Source organism: Ornithinibacillus bavariensis (genome assembly GCF_018333235.1).
GTDB classification, from domain to species: Bacteria; Bacillota; Bacilli; order Bacillales; family Amphibacillaceae; genus Ornithinibacillus; species Ornithinibacillus bavariensis.
Map to the genome: position 1 here is coordinate 789,160 of NZ_BORP01000001.1, position 20,093 is coordinate 809,252.

The following is a 20,093-nucleotide window of genomic DNA, read 5'->3' on the forward strand; positions in this document are numbered from 1 at the left end:
TTATGACTTCATTTTTGCTTATTATTAGCTTTTTATTACACATTATTTCTATTACAGCTATATATGCCTTAAGTAAGCAGTTACGTGTTGAAAAGAAAAATGACACTACAGAAATAGTAGCTTTAATGGAATCCTATTTAGAAGAAATAAAAGAGGAAAATAAAATGCTTCAGGACAGGCTTGCTGAAAGGGATAATAATGATTCCTCTAGGAAACATACTACCGTGATGCAAACAACGCTTAGGAATGAAGATGTAAAAGAAGTATTGCCATTTTCTAGTATAGAAGATGAACCCTTAGATCAAGTTGAAGTATCACTACAGTCGAAAATCTTAAAACTTCATAAAGAAGGGCTTTCTCCTGAAGATATTGCACGTGAGCTATCCTGTGGTAAGACTGAGGTTGAATTAATCATTAAATTTCATGAAGAAAAATAAGATTTATCCTTGATAACAATAAACTGGTATGTTATATTTATTTTTGGTGTAAATACAAATTAATTATTTATAACCACACACGTTTGTTGATTTGTATAAATGGTGCCTTGTTAGGTCTTTATACAGAAATGATGCAAGCGGAGGAAAAAACCAAGGAGGAAATTTATTATGTCAGTAATTTCAATGAAGCAATTACTTGAAGCTGGTGTACATTTTGGACACCAAACTCGCCGTTGGAATCCAAAGATGAAAAAATACATCTTTACGGAACGTAACGGTATCTATATTATCGACCTTCAAAAAACTGTAAAGAAGGTTGAAGAGGCTTATAACTATGTGAAAGAACTTGCAGCAGAAGGTGGTACAGTTCTTTTCGTAGGTACAAAAAAACAAGCGCAGGATTCCGTTAAAGAAGAAGCAATCCGCTCTGGAATGTACTATGTAAACCAACGTTGGTTAGGTGGTACATTAACAAACTTCCAAACAATCCGCAAACGTATTAACCGTCTTGTTGAGATTGAAAAAATGGAAGAAGATGGAACTTTTGATGTTTTACCGAAAAAAGAAGTAGTAGGACTATTAAAAGAAAAAGAACGTCTTGTTAAATTCCTAGGTGGAATTAAAGATATGAAGAAGCTTCCAGATGCTCTATTTGTGGTTGACCCACGTAAAGAACGCATCGCAATTGCAGAAGCACACAAATTAAACATTCCGATTATCGGAATCGTTGACACTAACTGTGATCCAGATGAAATTGATTATGTGATCCCAGCTAACGATGATGCTATCCGTGCTGTTAAACTTCTAACTGCTAAAATTGCAGATGCTATCCTTGAAGTTAAACAAGGCGAAGAATTAGAAGTAGCTGAAGAGGCTGTAGTTGAAGATCCAGTTCTTGAAACGGAAGAAGCTTAATTTCTGAAAAGGTCAGGTGATAAGAGGATATGCCTTTTATCACCTTTTTTAAAGACAACTATAAAAAACGTAAACCTAGATAATAATGTTACTATATAAGGAGGATTTATAATGGCTATTACTGCACAAATGGTAAAAGAACTTCGTGAAAAAACAGGTGCTGGTATGATGGATTGTAAAAAGGCACTAACAGAAACAAACGGTGACTTGGATAAAGCAATTGATTACTTACGTGAAAAAGGTATTGCTAAAGCAGCTAAAAAAGCAGACCGTATTGCAGCGGAAGGTTCTACATACATCGCTTCTAATGGCAATACTGCTGTGCTATTAGAGGTAAACTGTGAAACAGACTTTGTAACGAAAAATGAACAATTTAAAGATTTACTTGAGGCTTTAGGTAATCACCTGCTTTCTCAAAAACCATCTTCAGTTGAAGAAGCTTTGCAACAAAAGATTAATGGTGATGGAGATACTGTTGAAACATTTATTAATGCTGCAGTTGCTAAAATTGGAGAAAAGATTTCCTTACGTCGCTTTGAAATTATAACAAAAACAGACAATGATGCGTTTGGTGAATACCTTCATATGGGCGGAAGAATTGGTGTGCTTGCTTTATTAGAGGGTACAACTGATTCTACATTAGCTAAAGATATTGCAATGCATATTGCTGCTGTTAATCCTAAATACGTGTCACGTGAAGAAGTATCAGAAGATGTTATTAATCACGAGCGTGAAGTATTAAAACAACAAGCACTAAACGAAGGTAAACCAGAAAATATCGTAGAGAAAATGGTTGAAGGCCGTTTAGGTAAGTTCTTCGAAGAAATTTGTTTATTAGAACAAAGCTTTGTAAAAGATCCAGACCAAAAGGTTAAGAAGTATGTTGCTGCAAAAGGAGCAACTGTTAAATCCTTTGCTCGCTATGAGGTTGGAGAAGGAATGGAAAAACGTTCTGACAACTTCGCTGAAGAGGTAATGAGTCAAGTAAAGAATAACTAATTGATCAATAGGGAACATTTAATGTTCCCTATTTCACCATTACATAGTACAACCAATTAAGTTAACATAAAAATCTATTCTTGTGGAGGTTACTATGACAACAGCTCATTACAGTAGAATTGTATTAAAATTAAGCGGTGAAGCCTTGAGCGGAGACCAAGGATATGGCATTGAACCCAAAATAATTCAATCTATCGCAACTCAGATTAAAGAAGTTGTAGAACTAGGTGTAGAGGTTGCAGTCGTTGTAGGCGGAGGAAATATCTGGAGAGGAAAAGTCGGTAGTGAAATGGGAATGGACCGGGCAACAGCTGACTATATGGGGATGCTAGCAACAGTCATGAACTCGTTGGCATTACAAGATTCCTTGGAAACAATTGGTATTCCGACTCGGGTGCAAACCTCCATTGAAATGCGTCAAGTTGCAGAACCTTATATTCGAAGAAAAGCCATTCGTCATCTAGAGAAAAAACGCGTTGTCATTTTTGCTGCAGGAACTGGAAATCCATACTTCTCAACGGATACAACCGCTGCATTAAGAGCAGCAGAAATTGAGGCAGAAGTAATTTTAATGGCAAAAAATAATGTCGATGGTGTATACACTGATGATCCAAAAATTAATAAAAGTGCGAAGAAATATGACAATATTACGTATATGGATATGTTAAATGAAGGCTTAGGTGTAATGGATTCAACTGCTTCCACTTTATGTATGGAAAATGATATACCACTTGTAGTATTCTCTATTACAGAAGAAGGAAATATTAAACGGGTTGTCCAAGGTGAGACAATCGGAACCACGATAAGGGGGAAATAATTTATGTCAGAACAAATTCTAGGCTCATGTCGGGATAAAATGAAACAGGCTGTTCAGTCATTTTCACGAAGCTTGGCAACTGTGCGTGCTGGTAGAGCAAATCCTAGTCTATTAGATAGCGTATTTGTTGAGTATTATGGAGCTAACACACCATTAAATCAATTAGCAACGATAAGTGCTCCAGAAGCTAGATTGCTTGTCATTACTCCCTATGATAAAACAGCAATGAATGATATCGAAAAAGCTATTCAAAAAGCGGATTTAGGTCTGTCGCCAACAAATGATGGCAATGTTATCCGTATTAATATCCCTGCATTAACAGAGGAACGTAGAAAAGATCTTGTAAAGGTTGTTGGAAAGTATGCAGAGGAATATCGTGTCCAAGTGAGAAATGTACGCCGTGATACAAATGATGCCTTAAAACGAGAAGAAAAAAACGGTGGTCTTACTGAGGATGAGCTACGACTTGCTCAAGACGATGTACAAAAAGAGACTGATAAGCATATTGCTGAAATCGACCAATTAGCTAAAGATAAAGAAAAGGAAATAATGGAAGTATAAATTATCTTCATTAATTCAACTGTTTAAGCCCTCTTATTCAAGGGGGCTTTTGTATTCTTTTCGGTTTACCGTTATAATAAAATGGAAAATAGTTTGTTTTTGCTAGTGATGAACGACAAACTTATGATAGAATATACAATTGGTATAGTGTCATATATGTATATTCTTAAGCATAATTATAATCGTATTTTTAAATGGATAAACATCAGTGTTCGGAGGACAGATTATGTCGATTAAAATTCCTTTTTTTAGATCAAAACAGGAAAACCCTTTACAAGATAACGAATTAACAAATGTCCCAGAACATGTAGCAATTATTATGGACGGAAATGGTCGTTGGGCAAAAAAGAGGGGACTTCCACGAGTAGCAGGTCATAAAGCAGGTATGGATGTTGTCAAAAATATTGTCGAGGCGGCGATCAAATATAATGTAAAAATCTTGACGCTATTTGCTTTTTCAACAGAAAATTGGAAAAGACCTCAGCCCGAAGTAGAATTTCTATTAAGACTACCTAAGGAATTTTTACACATCTATTTACCTGACTTAATGAAAAATAATGTACGAATTGAAACTATTGGTGATTTTGACTCACTACCTCCCTATACAAAGGAAGCAGTTCAATATGCGAAGGAAAAGACGAAGGATAACGATGGTTTATTACTGAACTTTGCACTAAATTATGGTAGTCGCAGTGAAATAATGAGAGCAATTAAGCTTATAATGAATGATTTGGATGATGATAAAGTCTCTATGGATAATATTGATGAGGATTTAATCTCAAAATATTTATATACGGAAGGCTTATCAGATCCTGATCTCTTAATTCGTACAAGTGGTGAGAAACGGCTAAGTAATTTTTTACTCTGGCAATTGGCTTATACGGAATTTTGGTTTACAGATGTATTATGGCCAGATTTCGATGAACAAGTATTTTCGGAGGCGCTCTTAGAATATCAAAAGAGAGCAAGGCGATTTGGAGGTATATAAGGTGATGAATGGTAGATGAAACAACGAATTTTAACAGCAATTGTAGCACTAATATTATTCATACCATTTGTTATCTATGGTGGTTGGCCGTTTGCGGTTGCAATTTACCTACTAGCGACAATTGGTTTAACGGAGCTACTGAAAATGCATAAAGTTGAATGGAATTCATTTCCTGGCTTACTTGCGATAATTTTTCTCTGGCTCCTTTTATACCCAGCAACTAATGGGATACACAATATTAATTTAGCAACTAGCACAGCTGAAAATATTGTCTTATTTGTCCTACTTTTATTAGCTTATACTGTATTACTGAAGAATAAGTTTACCTTTGATGATGTTGGTTTCATTTTATTAGCTGTCTTATATGTTGGAATGGGATTTTTTTATTTTCTGGAAACAAGAAATGCAGTAAATGGACTGGCTCAAATTTTCTTTACACTTATCTTAATTTGGTCTACAGATACAGGTGCATATTTTACCGGTAGGGCAATTGGAAAGCATAAACTATGGCCGGAGATTAGTCCAAATAAAACTATTGAAGGTGCTATTGGTGGTATAATACTTGCTAGTATTGTTGGGGTTATCTTTCATTTGATTTTCCCTTTTCCATTTAGTATTGTAACGGTCATTATTATTTCAATAGTAGTTTCTGTTTTTGGACAAATTGGTGACTTAGTAGAATCTGCATTTAAACGGCATTATAATGTAAAAGATTCTGGAAAAATCCTTCCAGGACATGGTGGAATTTTAGACCGATTTGATAGTGCTATATTTGTTTTCCCAGTTCTTCAGTTTATATTACAGCTTTTATAGGTTATAGTTGACTTTTAATAAGGCTAGCTTTTTTCACTTCAGGAAAAGGAAGGTGTTACAGTTTGACAACCGTTATAGCATTTATTTGCATGTTTGGACTTTTGGTATTTGTTCATGAACTCGGACATCTGATTTTTGCAAAGCGTGCTGGTATGTTAGCTCGAGAGTTTGCGATAGGGTTTGGACCAAAAATATTCGCTTTTACAAAAAGTGATACACTGTACACGATTCGGTTACTGCCAATAGGTGGTTATGTTCGTGTTGCTGGAGATGACCCGGAAATCATAGATTTAAAGCCAGGGCATCATATAGGGCTTGAATTTAATGATGAGGGAAAGGTAAATAAGATTATTGTTAATAATAAATCGAAGCATCCGAATGCACGTGTAATTGAAGTGGAAAAAGTTGACTTGGATCATGAATTAATTATTAAAGGCTATGAAATAGACGAAGAAGAGAATCTATTACACTTTGATGTTGATCGACGCGCTCTTTTTGTAATGGATGAAAAGGAAATGTTAATTGCTCCATATGATCGGCAGTTTGCATCTAAATCAGCTGGCAAAAGAGCAATGCAGTTGTTTGCAGGGCCAATGATGAACTTCATTCTTGCTATCGTTATTTTCATCATTATCGGAGTTGCCCATGGTGTTCCAGTTGATGAAGCTAAAATGGGTCAAGTTCAACCAGGCAGTCCGGCGGAGAAGGCGGGATTACTGGCTAACGATGAAATCATTCAAATCGATGATCAACCAGTGTCAACATGGAAGGAATTTACTTCTATCGTAAGGGAGAATCCTGGTGAAGAACTTACATTGAAAGTATTGCGTAATAGTGAAACAATAACAATAACTGTTGTTCCTAATTCTGTTACTGGACCTGAAGGGGAAAAGGCGATAGGACAAATAGGGGTATATCAAGCAAATGAAAAGTCATTTCTAGGCTCGTTCAAGTATGGTGCTATACAAACTTATGAAACCACCTCAATGATTTTAAGGAATCTCGCGATGCTAGTTACTGGCCAATTAGGTATTGATATGCTTTCTGGACCTGTAGGAATTTACGATGCCACAGATCAGGTGGTACAAACTGGTTTTGTTAACTTCCTATTATGGACGGCGATTCTAAGTATAAACCTAGGAGTGGTTAATTTAGTTCCTTTACCTGCACTTGATGGTGGACGTTTACTATTTGTAGGTATTGAGGTTCTACGAGGAAAACCAATTGAACCCGAAAAAGAAGGTATTTTTCATTTTGTTGGTTTTGCTTTATTAATGCTTCTAATGATTATCGTTACATGGAATGATATACAACGATTGTTTTTATAAAAGTACCGATACAAATTTTTACGTGTTTAAAAAGGTTGTATCTCATTTATAAAGCAGTTACTATAGAAATAGAATAATTAATTTACATGGACCCTTGTCTTCTTCAATTTGACAAGGGTTTCCATCTTTTAATGATTCCTGATGTTATGAAAATGGTACAAGCTGCAGGAGGATATGAGAATGGATATTTCTAGTAAAGAGAAAATGGGTTTGTTACTCCAACAAATTAAAATAGAAGATCAGGTTATCCAGAACTATTTTCAAGATAGTTCTCTGTTAAAACTTGATATCTTTAAATTACAAAAGTTATGGCATTTCTATATAGAGGTAAATCAAGTATTGCCAACAGCTATATATCAAGAATTAACTGCTAGCATTAAGAGAGCTTTTCAGCAAATAGCTACAGTGGAATTAACGATACATACACGTGATAAATCCGTGGATGAAAGCATAGTAAGTGAATACTGGCAACTCTATTTACAATTAACCCCAGATATTTCACCTGCATATCGTGATTTAGTATTAAATCAAACGCCTAGAGTTAACGGTAATAAGATTATGTTAACTGCAAGGAATGAAGCAGAGGCAACTGCATTAAAAAAGAGACTAGACGAGAGCTTTAAATTATTCTGTCAAAAGGTTGGGCTTGCTTATTATCCTTTGACAGTTGATGTGAAGGAAGAAGAAGAAGCAATTCAACGTTTCCGCCAGCAAACCGCATTAGAGGATCAACAAATAATCTTAAAATCCATTCAAGAGAAGGAAAAGCGAGAAAAGGAAAAACCTGTTCAGGAGAACCAACCATTTGCGATTGGCTATAAAATTCAAGACGAAATTACTGAAATGAGAGATATTCAAGAAGAAGAAAAAAGAAAAGCAGTTCAAGGGTATGTATTCGATGTCGAAATCCGCAAGCTTCGTTCAGGTAGAAGTCTGTTGATTGCGAAGGTGACGGATTATACGGATTCACTTCAGATTAAGATGTTCTCCAAGGGTGATGAGGATGCATTAAAATTTGAACAATTAAAAAAGGGAATGTGGATAAAGGCTAGAGGAAGTATTCAGACAGATATGTATTCTAATGAGCTTGCAATGATGGCGAATGATATTCATGAAATAAAGGTTGAAACTAGGCAGGATAACGCCCCCGAAGGTGAAAAACGAATAGAATTTCATGCACATACAACGATGAGTCAATTGGATGCAGTGGTTTCACCGGGAAGATTAGTTGAACAGGCTGCTAAATGGGGACATAAAGCAATAGCGATTACCGACCATGCTGGGGTTCAGGGGTTTCCAGAAGCACATGGAGCCGGTAAGAAAAATGGTATAAAGGTAATCTACGGTGTGGAGGCAAATCTAGTTGATGATGGTGTACCGATTGCGTATAACGAAAAGGACATTGGATTAGAGGATGCAACATATGTGGTTTTTGACGTTGAAACGACTGGGCTTTCGGCTGTTTATGATACGATTATTGAACTTGCAGCTGTAAAGATTCATAAGGGTGAAATAATTGATCGATTTGAGTCATTCGCTAATCCACATAAGCCACTATCACAGACAATTATTGATTTGACTGGAATTACAGATGATATGGTGAAAGATGCACCTGAAGTAGATGATGTGCTACGTGATTTCTACACTTGGAGTCAGGATGCTGTTTTTGTTGCACATAACGCTACATTCGATATAGGTTTTCTTAACCAAGGATTTAGTAAGATAGGTTATGAAAAGGTAAGTAATCCAATCATTGATACATTAGAATTGTCCAGATTTTTACTTCCAGGTTTAAAAAACCACCGTTTAAATACATTATGTAAGCATTTAGACATTGAATTAACTCAACACCACCGTGCTATTTACGATACGGAAGCAACGGCATATTTGCTTTGGAAATTAATACAGCTAGTTTTACAAAAGGATGTAACGAATCATAATCAACTTAATGATCATATGGGAGAAGGAAATGCTTATCAACGTTCTAGACCTTTCCATTGTACACTTATTGCTAAAACCCAAGAGGGCTTAAAAAACTTGTATAAACTCGTTTCTTACGCTCATATTGATTATTTTTACCGAGTCCCACGAATTCCAAGATCTGTTTTACAAAAGCATCGCAATGGTATTTTAGTTGGGACTGCATGTGATAATGGAGAAGTGTTCGAAACCATGATGCAAAAATCAGCTGATGAGGCAGAAAAGGTAGCCGAATTCTATGATTATATTGAAGTACAGCCCCCTCGAAATTATAGTCATTTAATTGAGAAAGAGTTAGTCCAAAATGAGGCACAATTACTAGATATTCTTAATAAGTTAGTAGAATTAGGGAAAAAGTTGAACAAGAAAGTAATAGCAACAGGAAATGTACATTATATTGATAACCACGAAAAGATGTACCGGCAGATACTAATTGCTTCTCAATCTGGTAATCCTCTAAACCGTGTCACATTACCAGATACACCATTTCGAACAACGAATGAAATGCTAGATTGTTTTATGTTTTTAGGGGAAGAAAAGGCAAAAGAAATTGTAGTTACAAACACACAAGCCTTAGCTGATGAAATAGAAGAAATTTCGCCTGTTAAAGATGATCTTTATACACCAACCATTGAAGGTGCTGAACAAGAGATTAGGGAGTTATGCTATGAAAGAGCTAAATTAATCTATGGTGAGCCAGCACCGAAAATCGTAACGGATCGTCTAGAAAAAGAGTTAAATAGTATTATTAGTAATGGATTCGCTGTTATTTATTTAATTGCCCATAAACTAGTTAAAAAATCGTTAGATGATGGTTATTTGGTAGGTTCCAGGGGTTCAGTAGGATCTTCCTTTGTCGCTACCATGACGGAGATAACAGAGGTTAATCCTTTACCACCACATTACGTTTGTCCGAATTGCTATCATAGTGAATTTATCACAGATGGATCGTATGCTAGTGGATTCGATTTACCGGATAAAATTTGTCCAGAATGTGGCACAGCTTTTAATAAGGATGGGCAAGATATTCCTTTTGAAACTTTCCTTGGCTTCAAAGGGGATAAGGTTCCCGATATTGATTTGAACTTCTCAGGTGAATATCAGCCTCAAGCGCATAATTATACGAAAGTATTGTTTGGAGAGGATAATGTATACCGAGCAGGAACAATTGGTACCATTGCTGAAAAAACGGCATATGGCTATGTAAAAGGCTATGCATCTGATAAAGGACTGGTCTTTAAAAATGCAGAAGTCGATCGATTAGTAAAAGGTTGTACAGGGGTTAAACGGACAACCGGACAGCATCCAGGGGGAATTATTGTAGTACCTGCAGATTTGGAAATATTTGATTTTACTCCGATCCAATATCCGGCCGATGATCGGAAAAGTGAATGGCGTACTACCCATTTTGATTTCCATTCTATTCATGACAACCTCCTTAAGCTGGACATACTTGGACACGATGATCCGACAGTCATTCGGATGCTTCAAGATTTAAGTGGAATCGATCCGAAAACTATTCCTACTGATGACAAAGAAGTAATGAAAATATTCTCTTCTACCGAATCATTAGGTGTCACAGAGGAACAGATAAATTGTAAAACAGGTACTTTAGGTGTACCAGAGTTTGGTACTAAGTTTGTTCGTCAAATGTTAGAAGATACAAAACCAAGTACGTTTGCAGAGCTTGTTATCATATCTGGCTTATCCCATGGTACTGATGTTTGGCTTGGAAATGCGCAAGAGCTCATTAATGAAGGTATTTGTGAATTACCGGATGTTATTGGTTGTCGTGACGACATCATGGTTTATTTAATGCATAAAGGACTTGAGGCATCGTTAGCATTTAAAATAATGGAATCTGTTCGTAAGGGTAAGGGACTGCAGGATGAGTGGATAGTAGAAATGAAGAAGCATGATGTTCCAGATTGGTATATTGAATCTTGTAAGAAGATTAAATACATGTTCCCGAAAGCCCATGCAGCTGCTTACGTATTAATGGCGGTCCGTATTGCTTATTTTAAAGTACATTATCCATTATATTTCTATGCTGCTTATTTTACTGTTAGAGCAGGTGATTATGACTTAGAAACCATGATTAAAGGCTCAGATGCTATTCGTAAGCGGATTGAGAATATTAATGCTAAAGGTAATGATGCGTCTCCAAAAGAAAAAAGTTTACTAACAGTATTAGAAATTGCACTTGAGATGTGTGAACGTGGTTTTTCCTTCCAGAAGGTTGACTTATATAAGTCACAAGCTTCTGAGTTTATAGTGGAAGGTAACACACTTATCCCTCCTTTTGATGCAGTTGAAGGTCTGGGTACTAATGCGGCAATCAACATTGTAAATGCAAGAGAACAAGGGGAATTCCTATCAAAAGAGGATTTACGAGAGCGCAGTAAAATATCTAAGACTATTCTTGAATATTTAGATAATCTTGGTTGTCTAGAAGGAATGGAAGAGAAAAACCAATTATCCTTATTCTAATCTATTAACAAAAATGGATTGAAAGACATCGTAATATTAGATTGAAGCCCGTGCTTTAGAGTGCGGGTTTCTTATAATTCCTCATTACTAAATATCTTGATAAACAACATGATATGTATGTATAATTAGTTCACAATTATTTCACATTCATTACATAACGAATAAATTACTGTTAGGAAGTGATTCGGTGTCTAAGTTTATACAGAGCAATGATATACATGAATTTCTTGTACATAATCGTCCATTATTTGAAGAAAGCTTACTAAATGAAGCAGTAAATGTTCGAGATAAAATTAATGAAATACATTTAATTGGTAATATCAATTTACTAGATAATGCACACAATCTAGTTCTGTTAGTTGTAGATCAAAAGGAAGAGGAAGTTAATAGCTTTGCTAGAAAAGAAGGCATCGTATGGGCAAAATATTCAATGACGCTTAGTTTTAAGTTGGAATGGCTACGTGCTATTCGAAAGACATTGTGGGAATTTTTATTCCACTTTGATGTACTAAGTGGAAAAACAGAAAAGCTAAGTGATGACTTCTATAAGGAAACAAGCCATTATAATGAATTAATTGACTCATTTATTAATGGATTCTTTATTAGCTACTCCAAATATAAAGATGAATTAATTGATAGACAGCAGAAGCTGGTTAACAATCTATCCGCACCAATCATTCCCATTACTCCTGATGTTAGTATATTACCACTGATTGGTACTATTGATACTAATCGTGCCAATGTCATTGAAGAAAAGGTGTTATTTGAGGTAGGTCGACTACGTATTCAGACTTTGATTATGGATTTATCTGGTATTGCCGAGATGGATAATGAGGCGATTAAGCTGTTTTTAAAGCTTCTTGATGGGGTATCTATGATGGGAAGTAAGCTTGTGATAACTGGTTTAAGACCAGAAATTGTTCGGAATATGATCAAGCTAGATGTTGAATTTGGAACGAAGGCAACAACGAAGGCTACATTACAAAAAGCACTTCAGGATTATTTGCCTGTAGATAAATCCTCTAAGGAGTCGAATAATCATTTGTTTTCAAGATAAAACTATATTTTAATATAGTATACACTCTTGCATGGTACCATATTATATGGTATATTTTAGTAGTAAGTCAATGATAGTATCGGTCATGAAGAGTGGGTATTCCCACTCTTTCTTCGTAAATTGCTCGCTCTGTTGAAACTTCCCTTGCCTATTGGCAAGGGTTTTGTATTGATTGGAAGGCGAAATGAAAATAGACCAGATTGCCCATAATAACAAATATGAGGATTGTTACAGGAAAAGGAGGTTAATGAGTTTGAGCTCCCAAGTTGTAAAAACAACCGAAGAATTAGTGCTACCAATTTTGGCTGAAAAAAATCTTGAATTAGTGGATATTGAATATGTAAAAGAAGGCAAGAATTGGTTCCTACGTGTTTTTATCGATAAAGAAGGTGGAATCGATATTAGCGAATGTGGAGAGGTTTCGGAGATATTAAGTGAAAAACTGGATGAGATAGACCCAATAAAAGAGGCCTATTTTCTAGAGGTGTCTTCTCCTGGTGTTGAACGTCCATTAAAAACAGCAGAAGATTTTACAAAAAGCATCGATAAAAATGTTTTTGTGAAATTATATGAGCCAATCGATGGGCAAAAAGAATATCAAGGTATCTTAAAAGATTTTTCTAATAACATCGCATCAATCGAATATAAAGAAAAGACTCGAACTAAACAAGTGGAAATTCCATTTGATAAAATCGCTAAGGCAAGATTAGCAGTTGTATTATAAAGGGGGAAAAGAAGGAAATGAGTAGTCAATTGTTTGATGCAATTGAAAATTTGGGTAAAGAAAAAGGAATTGAAAAGGAAGTATTAATCGAGGCTTTAGAAGCAGCTCTAATTTCTGCATACAAAAAGAATTTTAAATCAGCTACTAATGTTCGGGTTGAATTAGATGAAGATGCTGGAACAATGCGAGTATTCTCACGCAAAACCGTTGTAGAGGATGTTGAGGATCACCAACAAGAGATTTCATTGGACGAAGCGAAGCATATAAATCCGAATTATGGCATTGATGATGTTATAGAAGTTGAGGTTACTCCTAAGGACTTTGGAAGAATTGCTGCACAGGCTGCTAAGCAGGTCGTTACCCAACGAGTTCGAGAAGCAGAACGTGGTGTCATCTTTAGTGAATATGTTGATCGAGAAGAAGATGTCATGACTGGTATTATTCAACGTATTGATCCACGTTTTGTATATGTGAATTTAGGAAAAATCGAAGCTAAATTACCAGAGGCAGAGCAAATGCCAACCGAGGATTATCAAGTTCATGACCGTATTAAGGTCTATGTGACAAAGGTTGAAAATACAAGCAAAGGTCCGCAAATTTATATTTCAAGATCACATCCTGGATTATTAAAACGCTTGTTTGAGATGGAAGTACCTGAAATTTATGATGGTGTTGTAGAAATAAAGTCAGTAGCACGAGAAGCCGGTGATCGATCAAAAATTGCCGTGTATGCTGAAAATCCAGAAGTTGATCCAGTAGGCTCATGTGTAGGTCAGAAGGGACAGCGTGTTCAGGCTATTGTAAACGAGCTAAAAGGAGAAAAAATTGATATTGTTGAATGGTCAGAAGACCCAGTGACATATGTCTCCAACGCATTAAGTCCTTCAAAGGTCATTAAAGTGTTAGTAGATGAGGAAGAAAAATCTACTACTGTTATCGTTCCTGATTATCAACTATCTTTAGCGATTGGAAAGCGTGGTCAAAACGCTCGATTAGCAGCTAAATTAACAGGCTGGAAAATAGACATTAAGAGTGAGACTGAAGCTCGTGAAGAGGGGCTTTTATCAGAACAACCGGAAGAAGATTACGTAAATTTCGAAGAGGACTTATTCGAATAAGGGAGAGATTTTTCATGGTTCAAAAGCGTAAAACTCCAGAGCGTAAATGTGTAGTCACAAATCAAATGAAACCTAAGAAAGAATTAATCCGTATCGTTCGCAACAAAGAAGGGGAAGTCTTTGTTGATTCAACAGGAAAGAAAAATGGTAGAGGCGCTTATTTGACGAAAGATTTAGATGTAATAAATAAGGCAGAAAAAACTGGTATCCTAAGTAAGCATCTAAATGTGCAAATCGAAGAAAGTATTTATGAAGAATTAAGGTCGTTCGTACATGACGAAAAATAATTACTTAAATATTGTCGGTTTAGCGTTTCGAGCAGGTAAATGTTCTACTGGGGAAGAAACGATTGTGAAAGACATACAAAAGCGAAAAGCAAAACTAATACTAATTGCAAATGATGTAGGTCCCCAAACACGAAAGAAGATTACGGATAAATGTAATTCTTATGGAGTTCCTTTTATAGTCGTAGCAGATGATCGAGATACATTATCTGATGCTATCGGAAAATCCCAAAGAGTAGCTATCGCCATCTTAGATGAAGGCTTTGCAGGAAAATTGAAATCGTTACTCGGGTAAATAAATTCGGGGGTGAACATATGCGTAAGATGCGTGTATATGAGTATGCAAAGAAGCAAAATATTACCAGTAAGGATGTTATTAACTTTTTGAAAGAGAATAATATAGAGGTTGCCAATCATATGTCCACAATTGAAGGCGAAACGATTGATAAGCTTGACCATAAATTTAACCCAAAACAAGATAAACAGGTCGTTCAAGGATCTGTCAAAGCTAGTCCAGAAAAGAAGCTACCTGAAACGAACCGTCCGGTTAATAGTGATAGCAAAAAGAAAGATTCTAAGCCTTCTAATTCTAATTCGAGTTTGAATACAAAGCGCGAAGAACATCAAAATAAGAAGCAAACGAATAATAAGCCAAAGCCTAACAATAAGCAACAACAGAACAACAAACCACAAAACAATAAACAACAACAAAATAAACAACAACAAAATAAACAACAACAAAATAAATATCAACAAAATAAAGGTCCAAAAAATAAAAAGAATAAACAAAAAGAGGGTCAGCAACCAGTAGTGAAAGAGACACCAAAAGAAATCAAATATCATGGTTCATTAACCGTAAGTGAATTAGCAGAAAAGTTGAATAAAGAAGCGTCTGAGATTATTAAAAAGCTTATGTTCTTAGGTGTAATGGCAACCAAAAACCAAGATTTAGATGATGATGCTATTGAATTAATATGCGCTGAATATGATGTAGCAGTAGAAAAAGAAATTATCTTAGAAGATACTGATCTTGATAAGTATATGGAAGAGGATGACAAAGCGGATTTAGTAGAACGTCCAGCAGTTGTAACAATTATGGGGCATGTTGACCATGGTAAGACAACTACACTAGATTCTATCCGTAATACAAAGGTTACCGCTGGAGAAGCTGGAGGTATTACACAGCATATTGGTGCATATCAAGTGACACGCAATGGTAAAAAGATTACATTTTTGGACACACCTGGGCATGCTGCGTTTACAAGCATGCGCTCACGTGGTGCACAAGTAACTGATATTGCTATCTTGGTTGTTGCTGCAGACGATGGAGTAATGCCACAGACGGTTGAGGCAATAAACCATGCTAAAGCTGCAGAGGTACCAATAATTATAGCCGTTAATAAAATGGATAAGGAAACTGCTAACCCTGACCGTGTCATGCAAGAATTAACGGAATATGAATTAGTACCGGAGGATTGGGGCGGAGATACTATCTTTGTACCTATATCTGCATTAAAGGGTGAGGGCATTGACGATTTACTAGAAATGATTATTCTAGTATCAGAAGTTGAGGAATTAAAAGCGAACCCTAAACGAAATGCAACAGGAACTGTAATTGAGGCTCAGCTGGATAAAGGGCGTGGCTCTGTTGCGACCTTACTAGTCCAAAATGGAACATTGCGCGTTGGGGATCCGATTGTTGTTGGTAATACCTATGGAAGAGTTAGAGCAATGGTTAATGATCTTGGACAGCGAGTAAAGGAAGCCGGACCATCAACACCAGTTGAAATAACTGGATTAAATGATGTTCCTCAAGCAGGTGACCAATTCCTAGTATTTGACGATGAGAAAAAAGCAAGACAAATTGGAGAAGCTCGTAACCAGAAATTTATCCAGGAAAACCGTCATGAGCATACAAAAGTCAGTCTCGATGATTTATTTGAGCAAATTAAACAAGGTGAAATGAAAGAAATCAATGTCATTATCAAGGCTGATGTACAAGGATCCGTTGAGGCACTAGCTTCTTCTTTACAAAAGATTGAAGTAGAAGGCGTTAAAATAAAAATTATTCACACCGGTGTAGGAGCTATTACAGAGTCTGACATCATACTTGCTTCAGCATCTAACGCGATTGTAATTGGTTTCAATGTACGTCCAGATGCAAATGCTAAGAACACTGCTGAATCTGAGAATGTTGATATTCGTCTCCACCGCGTTATTTATAAGGCAATTGAAGAAATTGAAGCAGCTATGAAGGGAATGCTTGATCCTGAATTTGAAGAAAAAGTTATTGGGCAAGCTGAGGTTAGAGAAACCTTCAAAGTTTCAAAGGTAGGAACAATTGCCGGAAGCTATGTAACAGACGGTAAAATTACAAGAGATGCTGGTGCAAGATTAATTCGTAACGGAGTCGTACTGTTTGAGGGTGAAATTGATACATTAAAACGTTTTAAAGATGATGTGAAGGAAGTTGCCCAAAACTACGAATGTGGAATTACAATTAAGAATTATAATGATATTAAAGAAGGCGACATTATTGAAGCATACGTCATGGAGGAAATAGAACGTCAATGATTGTTCTTCTTGAAGTAGAATGCATGCTATACGATGGTCATTCATTAAAAGAAAAGCGCTCCGTAATTAAACGCCTTATTGCAAGGATACAGAAGGATTTTAATGTCAGTATAACTGAATTAGACTTTCATGATTTATGGCAACGCACGAAGCTTGGAATTGTAACCATAACTAATGAATATAGCCATGGTGAAAAGGTAATGCAGGAAATACTTCGAGTAATTGACACTTACTCTGAATTGGACAGAACAATCACAAATATAGAATTCCTATAGGTTTTTTTGACGTATGTTCGTGTTGAGAGGTGATTTTGTGAGTAACTTACGAGCAAATCGAGTAGCAGAACAAATGAAAAAAGAGTTAGGAGAAATCCTTACAAGAAAAATTAAAGATCCTCGCGTTGGTTTTGTAACTGTTACAGATGTAGAGGTGACAGGCGACTTACAACAAGCAACCGTTTATATTTCTGTTCTTGGTGATGAAGACAAGAAAAAGGATACATTACTAGGTCTTGCAAAAGCAAAGGGATATATCCGTTCTGAAATAGGTAGTCGAATTCGATTACGTAAGACTCCAGAAATTAGCTTTGAATTTGATGAAGCGCTTGAGTATGGTAATCGAATTGAGACAATTCTCAAGGATTTAAATAACCACTAATCTTTTCATAAAAATCTGGCTCCGAGGAGTCAGATTTTTATTCAGAAATAGTTTTTCTGTTTGGAGTGTTAATAAATGAACGGTATTTTACCACTTTGGAAACCAAAGGGCATGACATCTCATGATTGTGTCTTGAAAATAAGGAAGCTATTTAAAACTAAAAAGGTAGGACATACAGGAACACTTGATCCAGAGGTTGAAGGAGTTCTTCCAATTTGTATTGGAAAAGCTACAAAAATTGTTCAATTTCTCACCGATACAAAGAAAGTTTATATTGCCGAGGTTAAGCTTGGTTCTACTACGGAAACAGAAGATGCGTACGGAGGCATTGTGGAAGAGGCTACTGTTGAACATTTTCCTACTAAACAGGAAATTGAAAACGTGTTACAATCATTTATGGGAGAAATTGTTCAAGTTCCACCGATGTATTCAGCTGTAAAGGTTGCAGGCAAAAAACTATATGAGTATGCTCGAGCTAATCAAACTGTTGAACGCCCCAAGCGAACAGTTACCATACATGAAATGATATTTTTATCAAGTGATGCGGTGGAATCAACCATTCGATTTAAGGTGACCTGTTCAAAGGGCACTTATGTCCGAACCTTATGTGTTGATATTGGCAAGTCACTGGGATTTCCTGCCCATATGTCTTATTTAGTTCGTGAGGAGACCGGAGACATTAGCCGACGTGATACAGTTGATTTTTCAACTATTGAAGCAGCTTGCAAAGAGGGAAACGGTGAGAGTTTACTGCTACCAATCACAGCAGGACTTAAACATTTAGATACATACCATGTTGATGAAGAAACAAAGAAGAAGGTTCTTTACGGACAAAAACTTAAAAAGCCAGAAAATAGTTTTCGCACATCTCCTGTTAAAGTAATGTGTGGAGATGAATTAATAGCTATCTATCAAATTCACCCAGAAAACGAAGAACAAATCAAACCAATTCGCGTTTTTGGCGATTAGAAGTGTAGGTGAGAAAAATGAAAACAATTTATCTAACATACCCACATAACTTAAAAAGGGAAGAGGTACCTGAAACAGTAGCGGCAATAGGTTTTTTTGATGGTCTACATCGAGGACATCAAACTGTTATTAAACATGCAGTAAACGAAGCAAAGCAGAAGGCTATGGCAAGTGCGGTTATAACATTTTATCCTCATCCATCCGTTGTCCTTAAGAATAATCATGATGTGAAATATATAACCCCTCTTCATGAAAAACAAGAAATTTTGGATAGCTTAAATGTCGATATTTTATATATTATTACATTTAATAAAGAATTATCATCTCAAAGTCCTCAAGACTTCATTGATCATTTCATTATTGGATTAAATATTAAGCATGTTGTTGCTGGCTTCGATTTCACCTATGGTCATAAAGGACAAGGAAATATGGAGGTCATTGGAGAGCATTCCCGTGGTGTATTTTCGTACACGATGGTTGATAAGGTTACACTTAATAATGAGAAAATAAGTTCTACCAAGATTCGTAGCCTTCTTGATTCTGGAGATATAGAACAAGCAAATGTCTTACTAGGTAGGGCTCTGAGCACAAGTGGTAAAGTGATACATGGCGATCAACGTGGACGAGAGCTTGGTTATCCTACTGCAAACATTAATTATAATGAAGAAGCTCATCTACCGAAGCCAGGAATATATGCAGTTTGTTTTCATGTTGATGGGCAGGTTTATGGGGGAATGGCAAGCCTTGGAACAAATCCTACCTTTACGGAGGGACGGTTAGATTTGTCGCTTGAAGTTTATATTTTTGATTTTAATCAAGATATTTATGGTAAAGATGTTGTTGTAGAATGGTATAAATTCATTCGTAATGAGGAAAAATTTGATAGTGTTGAGGCATTAATCGAAAGAATGCAAGAAGATGAAAAGGAAATTCGCAAGGTTTTGGCTGAGCTATCATAATTTATAAATTTTTTGTTGGAAAACTTGATATTACCAAGGAAAAGATGTAAACTAAAAAAGTTACAACCTTCTCTTGGCAAATCGTAACTCCGACGATTGCTAGGGGACAGGGGATAATATAATATTTTAGGAGGTGGCCATTAATGGCTATTACAAAAGAACGTAAAAACGAAATTATCAACGAATACAAGGTTCATGAAAATGATACTGGTTCACCAGAGGTACAAATTGCTGTACTTACGGAAGAAATCAATACACTAAATGAGCATTTACGTGTTCATAAGAAGGATCATCATTCACGTCGTGGTCTTTTAAAAATGGTTGGTAAGCGTCGTAACTTACTAAACTACTTACGTAATAAAGACATTACACGTTATCGTGAGTTAATTCAAAGACTTGGATTACGTAGATAGTGTAAAAAGC

The 20,093-nt window shown here is 36.0% G+C and carries 20 protein-coding genes; all 20 read left to right on the forward strand.

The features are described from left to right. The first annotated feature begins 2 nt into the window (after window positions 1-2). The 20 genes from KI338_RS04000 to rpsO all read left to right on the forward strand — a co-directional run bounded on the left by KI338_RS04000 (window position 3) and on the right by rpsO (window position 20,083). The gene (locus tag KI338_RS04000; RefSeq protein WP_212919665.1) at window positions 3-437 is read left to right on the forward strand and encodes a DUF6115 domain-containing protein; all 435 of its coding nucleotides are present in this window, start codon (window positions 3-5) and stop codon (window positions 435-437) included. 168 nt (window positions 438-605) lie between these two features. Next, window positions 606-1,352 carry a 30S ribosomal protein S2 gene (rpsB, locus tag KI338_RS04005; protein ID WP_212919666.1) on the forward strand — a complete coding sequence of 249 codons (747 nt, stop codon included), beginning with the start codon at window positions 606-608 and terminating at the stop codon, window positions 1,350-1,352. 111 nt (window positions 1,353-1,463) lie between these two features. Next, window positions 1,464-2,351, forward strand: coding sequence for a translation elongation factor Ts (gene tsf, locus KI338_RS04010; RefSeq protein ID WP_212919667.1), 888 nt, complete (start codon window positions 1,464-1,466; stop codon window positions 2,349-2,351). Window positions 2,352-2,445: 94 nt separating this feature from the next. Beyond that, a complete protein-coding gene (gene pyrH / locus KI338_RS04015) occupies window positions 2,446-3,168 on the forward strand; it encodes a UMP kinase (RefSeq protein ID WP_212919668.1) in 723 nt (240 codons plus the stop codon). A gap of 3 nt (window positions 3,169-3,171) precedes the next feature. Then, a complete protein-coding gene (frr, locus tag KI338_RS04020) occupies window positions 3,172-3,729 on the forward strand; it encodes a ribosome recycling factor (protein WP_212919669.1) in 558 nt (185 codons plus the stop codon). 226 nt (window positions 3,730-3,955) lie between these two features. After that, window positions 3,956-4,717, forward strand: a complete 762-nt coding sequence (uppS, locus tag KI338_RS04025) for an undecaprenyl pyrophosphate synthase (protein ID WP_212919670.1) — start codon at window positions 3,956-3,958, stop codon at window positions 4,715-4,717. 15 nt (window positions 4,718-4,732) lie between these two features. Next, complete coding sequence (locus KI338_RS04030; protein ID WP_212919671.1) at window positions 4,733-5,530, forward strand: phosphatidate cytidylyltransferase; 798 nt, start codon at window positions 4,733-4,735, stop codon at window positions 5,528-5,530. A gap of 62 nt (window positions 5,531-5,592) precedes the next feature. Then, window positions 5,593-6,858, forward strand: a complete 1,266-nt coding sequence (gene rseP / locus KI338_RS04035; protein ID WP_212919672.1) for an RIP metalloprotease RseP — start codon at window positions 5,593-5,595, stop codon at window positions 6,856-6,858. A 180-nt stretch (window positions 6,859-7,038) separates the two neighbouring features. Continuing rightward, window positions 7,039-11,328 carry a PolC-type DNA polymerase III gene (locus KI338_RS04040; protein WP_212919673.1) on the forward strand — a complete coding sequence of 1,430 codons (4,290 nt, stop codon included), beginning with the start codon at window positions 7,039-7,041 and terminating at the stop codon, window positions 11,326-11,328. A 187-nt stretch (window positions 11,329-11,515) separates the two neighbouring features. Continuing rightward, on the forward strand, window positions 11,516-12,385 hold the full coding sequence (locus KI338_RS04045) for an STAS domain-containing protein (RefSeq protein WP_212919674.1): 870 nt from the start codon (window positions 11,516-11,518) through the stop codon (window positions 12,383-12,385). Window positions 12,386-12,638: 253 nt separating this feature from the next. Next, entirely contained in the window at window positions 12,639-13,109 is a 471-nt protein-coding gene (gene rimP, locus KI338_RS04050) for a ribosome maturation factor RimP (RefSeq protein WP_212920043.1), read from the forward strand. Between the two features lie 17 nt (window positions 13,110-13,126). Then, entirely contained in the window at window positions 13,127-14,227 is a 1,101-nt protein-coding gene (nusA, locus tag KI338_RS04055; protein ID WP_212919675.1) for a transcription termination factor NusA, read from the forward strand. A 14-nt stretch (window positions 14,228-14,241) separates the two neighbouring features. Further along, window positions 14,242-14,514, forward strand: coding sequence for an RNase P modulator RnpM (gene rnpM, locus KI338_RS04060; RefSeq protein ID WP_212919676.1), 273 nt, complete (start codon window positions 14,242-14,244; stop codon window positions 14,512-14,514). Continuing rightward, window positions 14,501-14,806: a L7Ae/L30e/S12e/Gadd45 family ribosomal protein gene (locus tag KI338_RS04065; protein ID WP_212919677.1), complete on the forward strand. Its 306-nt coding sequence runs from the start codon at window positions 14,501-14,503 to the stop codon at window positions 14,804-14,806. The genes rnpM and KI338_RS04065 overlap by 14 nt, the downstream gene beginning before the upstream one ends. A 20-nt stretch (window positions 14,807-14,826) precedes the next feature. Next, a complete protein-coding gene (gene infB / locus KI338_RS04070) occupies window positions 14,827-17,085 on the forward strand; it encodes a translation initiation factor IF-2 (RefSeq protein WP_212919678.1) in 2,259 nt (752 codons plus the stop codon). Further along, on the forward strand, window positions 17,082-17,360 hold the full coding sequence (locus KI338_RS04075) for a DUF503 domain-containing protein (RefSeq protein ID WP_212919679.1): 279 nt from the start codon (window positions 17,082-17,084) through the stop codon (window positions 17,358-17,360). Before infB ends, KI338_RS04075 begins: the two co-directional genes overlap by 4 nt. A 37-nt stretch (window positions 17,361-17,397) precedes the next feature. Continuing rightward, the gene (gene rbfA, locus KI338_RS04080) at window positions 17,398-17,742 is read left to right on the forward strand and encodes a 30S ribosome-binding factor RbfA (RefSeq protein ID WP_280530719.1); all 345 of its coding nucleotides are present in this window, start codon (window positions 17,398-17,400) and stop codon (window positions 17,740-17,742) included. A gap of 75 nt (window positions 17,743-17,817) precedes the next feature. After that, window positions 17,818-18,711, forward strand: coding sequence for a tRNA pseudouridine(55) synthase TruB (gene truB, locus KI338_RS04085; protein ID WP_212919681.1), 894 nt, complete (start codon window positions 17,818-17,820; stop codon window positions 18,709-18,711). Window positions 18,712-18,728: 17 nt separating this feature from the next. Beyond that, on the forward strand, window positions 18,729-19,670 hold the full coding sequence (locus KI338_RS04090; RefSeq protein WP_212919682.1) for a bifunctional riboflavin kinase/FAD synthetase: 942 nt from the start codon (window positions 18,729-18,731) through the stop codon (window positions 19,668-19,670). Window positions 19,671-19,813: 143 nt separating this feature from the next. Then, window positions 19,814-20,083: a 30S ribosomal protein S15 gene (rpsO, locus tag KI338_RS04095; RefSeq protein WP_212919683.1), complete on the forward strand. Its 270-nt coding sequence runs from the start codon at window positions 19,814-19,816 to the stop codon at window positions 20,081-20,083. Window positions 20,084-20,093 lie beyond the last annotated feature (10 nt).

What these genes read in the sequence shown, in the direction of transcription:
- uppS (WP_212919670.1), top strand. Translation starts at nt 3,956, where the DNA reads ATGTCGATTAAAATTCCTTTTTTTAGATCAAAACAGGAAAACCCTTTA.
- KI338_RS04065 (WP_212919677.1), top strand. Translation starts at nt 14,501, where the DNA reads ATGACGAAAAATAATTACTTAAATATTGTCGGTTTAGCGTTTCGAGCA.
- truB (WP_212919681.1), top strand. Translation starts at nt 17,818, where the DNA reads ATGAACGGTATTTTACCACTTTGGAAACCAAAGGGCATGACATCTCAT.
- rpsO (WP_212919683.1), top strand. Translation starts at nt 19,814, where the DNA reads ATGGCTATTACAAAAGAACGTAAAAACGAAATTATCAACGAATACAAG.
- KI338_RS04090 (WP_212919682.1), top strand. Translation starts at nt 18,729, where the DNA reads ATGAAAACAATTTATCTAACATACCCACATAACTTAAAAAGGGAAGAG.
- infB (WP_212919678.1), top strand. Translation starts at nt 14,827, where the DNA reads ATGCGTAAGATGCGTGTATATGAGTATGCAAAGAAGCAAAATATTACC.
- KI338_RS04030 (WP_212919671.1), top strand. Translation starts at nt 4,733, where the DNA reads ATGAAACAACGAATTTTAACAGCAATTGTAGCACTAATATTATTCATA.
- KI338_RS04040 (WP_212919673.1), top strand. Translation starts at nt 7,039, where the DNA reads ATGGATATTTCTAGTAAAGAGAAAATGGGTTTGTTACTCCAACAAATT.
- tsf (WP_212919667.1), top strand. Translation starts at nt 1,464, where the DNA reads ATGGCTATTACTGCACAAATGGTAAAAGAACTTCGTGAAAAAACAGGT.
- rnpM (WP_212919676.1), top strand. Translation starts at nt 14,242, where the DNA reads ATGGTTCAAAAGCGTAAAACTCCAGAGCGTAAATGTGTAGTCACAAAT.
- pyrH (WP_212919668.1), top strand. Translation starts at nt 2,446, where the DNA reads ATGACAACAGCTCATTACAGTAGAATTGTATTAAAATTAAGCGGTGAA.
- nusA (WP_212919675.1), top strand. Translation starts at nt 13,127, where the DNA reads ATGAGTAGTCAATTGTTTGATGCAATTGAAAATTTGGGTAAAGAAAAA.
- rpsB (WP_212919666.1), top strand. Translation starts at nt 606, where the DNA reads ATGTCAGTAATTTCAATGAAGCAATTACTTGAAGCTGGTGTACATTTT.
- frr (WP_212919669.1), top strand. Translation starts at nt 3,172, where the DNA reads ATGTCAGAACAAATTCTAGGCTCATGTCGGGATAAAATGAAACAGGCT.
- KI338_RS04000 (WP_212919665.1), top strand. Translation starts at nt 3, where the DNA reads ATGACTTCATTTTTGCTTATTATTAGCTTTTTATTACACATTATTTCT.
- KI338_RS04075 (WP_212919679.1), top strand. Translation starts at nt 17,082, where the DNA reads ATGATTGTTCTTCTTGAAGTAGAATGCATGCTATACGATGGTCATTCA.